The sequence below is a fragment of the Pseudomonas sp. Sample_9 genome, assembly GCF_004307535.1.
Lineage (GTDB): Bacteria > Pseudomonadota > Gammaproteobacteria > Pseudomonadales > Pseudomonadaceae > Aquipseudomonas > Aquipseudomonas mercuritolerans.
Genome location: NZ_RAZO01000046.1, coordinates 1 through 2,524, shown reverse-complemented (window position 1 = coordinate 2,524; position 2,524 = coordinate 1). Strand labels below are relative to the sequence as shown.

At 62.5% G+C, this 2,524-nt stretch carries 2 protein-coding genes; both read left to right on the top strand.

The features are described 5' to 3' along the window. A partial coding sequence (locus D6877_RS02795) for an ATP-dependent DNA helicase RecG (protein ID WP_130909768.1) occupies positions 1-1,080 on the top strand: 1,080 nt, incomplete at its 5' end. 79 nt (positions 1,081-1,159) lie between these two features. Then, the coding region (locus D6877_RS02790; RefSeq protein WP_130909767.1) for an aminoacyl-tRNA deacylase and HDOD domain-containing protein at positions 1,160-2,524 on the top strand (1,365 nt) is incomplete at its 3' end.

Below are 2,524 nucleotides of genomic sequence, written 5' to 3'. Positions count from 1 at the left end.
CACTTCATCACCTTCAAGCGCTGGCTCGAACCGCTGGGCATTGAAGTCGCGTGGCTGGCCGGCAAGCTCAAGGGCAAGAATCGCGCAGCCGCACTGGAGCAGATCGCCAGCGGCACGCCGATGGTAGTCGGCACCCACGCGCTGTTTCAGGACGAAGTGCAGTTCAAGAACCTTGCGCTGGTGATCATCGACGAACAGCACCGCTTCGGCGTGCAACAGCGTCTGGCATTGCGGCAGAAAGGCGTCGGCGGGCGCATGTGCCCACATCAACTGATCATGACCGCCACGCCGATTCCACGCACATTGGCGATGAGTGCCTACGCCGATCTCGACACCTCGATCCTCGATGAACTACCGCCCGGCCGAACGCCGGTCAACACCGTTTTGGTCACCGACACCCGCCGCGTCGAAGTCATCGAAAGGGTACGCAGCGCCTGCGCCGAGGGCCGTCAGGCCTATTGGGTCTGCACGCTGATTGAAGAATCCGAAGAACTGACTTGCCAGGCCGCCGAAACCACGTTCGAAGACCTCACCGCCGCCCTCGGCGAATTGAAGGTCGGGCTGATTCACGGGCGCATGAAGCCGGTTGAAAAAGCTGCGGTGATGGCCGAGTTCAAGGCCGGCAACCTGCAACTGCTGGTCGCCACCACGGTGATCGAAGTCGGTGTCGACGTGCCCAACGCCAGCTTGATGATCATTGAAAATCCAGAGCGCCTCGGCCTCGCGCAACTGCACCAGTTGCGCGGTCGTGTTGGTCGGGGCAGCGCGGCCAGCCATTGCGTGCTGCTCTACCATCCGCCGCTGTCGCAGATCGGCCGCCAGCGCCTTGGCATCATGCGCGAGACCAACGACGGTTTCGTCATCGCCGAAAAAGACCTCGAACTGCGCGGCCCCGGGGAAATGCTCGGCACCCGCCAGACCGGCCTGCTGCAATTCAAGGTCGCCGACCTGATGCGCGACGCCGACCTGCTGCCTGCCGTGCGCGATGCTGCCCAGGCTTTGCTGGAGCGCTGGCCGACCCACGTCAGCCCATTGCTCGACCGTTGGCTGCGGCATGGGCAGCAATACGGCCAAGTGTGAGCACCGTCGCAGTTTGTGCAGGATCGTTCCTACAGAGCTGGTTATACTCCTGCCATTGTTTCAAAAACGGATACAGACCATGACCGAAGCTGCTCTCGTCCCCGAATCTCCGCAAGCTCCGTCTGTTATTCGGCTGCTGCTCAACAAGCTGGGCGTTGCCTACGAAGAAGTGCTCGACCACCACGGCCTCAATGCCTCGCGCAAAGTGCAGGCCGTGTTGCTGGATGACGCCGTGGGCGCGTTGATGGTGCTGTTTCCACAGAGCCAGTTGCTGGATCTCAATCGTCTCGCCGAACTCACTGGCCGCCGCCTCACAGCCGTGTCCACCGAGCGTCTGGAAAAGATGCTCGGCAAACACAATCTGAGCCTGCTCCCAGGCCTGCCCGCGCTAACCAGTTCGCCGTGCCTCTACGAAGAAAGCCTGCTGCGCGAGCCGAAGCTGCTGATCAACTCCGGCGAGCCGGGCCTGCTGCTGGAAATCAGCAGCGAAGACTTCAAATCGATGCTGACCAAAGCCAGCGCCGCCAACTTCGGCGAAGCCCTGAGCAGCATCCGCCCGAACCTCGACCGCCCGGACGATGACCGCGAGGAAATCACCCAGGCCGTGCAGGCGTTCACCGCGCGGCGCATTCAGCAGCGTCTGGAGGCGACCATCGAGATTCCGCCGCTGGCCGAGACTGCACAAAAAATCATCAAGTTGCGCGTTGATCCGAACGCCACAATCGACGACATCACTGGCGTGGTTGAAACCGATCCGGCACTGGCCGCACAAGTGGTGAGCTGGGCGGCGTCGCCGTATTACGCCTCGCCGGGCAAGATTCGTTCAGTTGAAGACGCAATCGTTCGTGTGCTGGGTTTCGATCTGGTGATCAACCTGGCGCTGGGCCTGGCCCTCGGCAAGACCCTGAGCCTGCCCAAAGACCACCCGCAACACACCACGCCGTACTGGCAGCAGTCGATCTACACCGCCGCCGTCATCGAAGGCCTGACCCGCGCCATGCCGCGCGCCCAGCGCCCGGAAGCCGGCCTGACCTACCTCGCCGGCCTGCTGCACAACTTCGGCTACCTGCTGCTGGCCCACGTGTTCCCGCCGCACTTCTCGCTGATCTGCCGCCACCTGGAGGTCAACCCGCATCTGTGCCACAGCTATATCGAGCAACACCTGCTGGGTATCAGCCGCGAACAGATCGGCTCGTGGCTGATGCGCTACTGGGACATGCCCGATGAGCTGGCCACCGCCCTGCGCTTCCAGCACGACCCAAGCTACGACGGCGCCTACGCCGAATACCCGAACCTCGTCTGCCTGGCCGTACGCCTGCTGCGTAGTCGCGGGATTGGCTCTGGGCCGGATGAAGATATTCCGGATGCCCTGCTTGAACGCGTCGGCCTGAGCCGTGAAAAAGCTAACGATGTCGTCAGCAAAGTGCTTGAGGCTGAAGTGCTG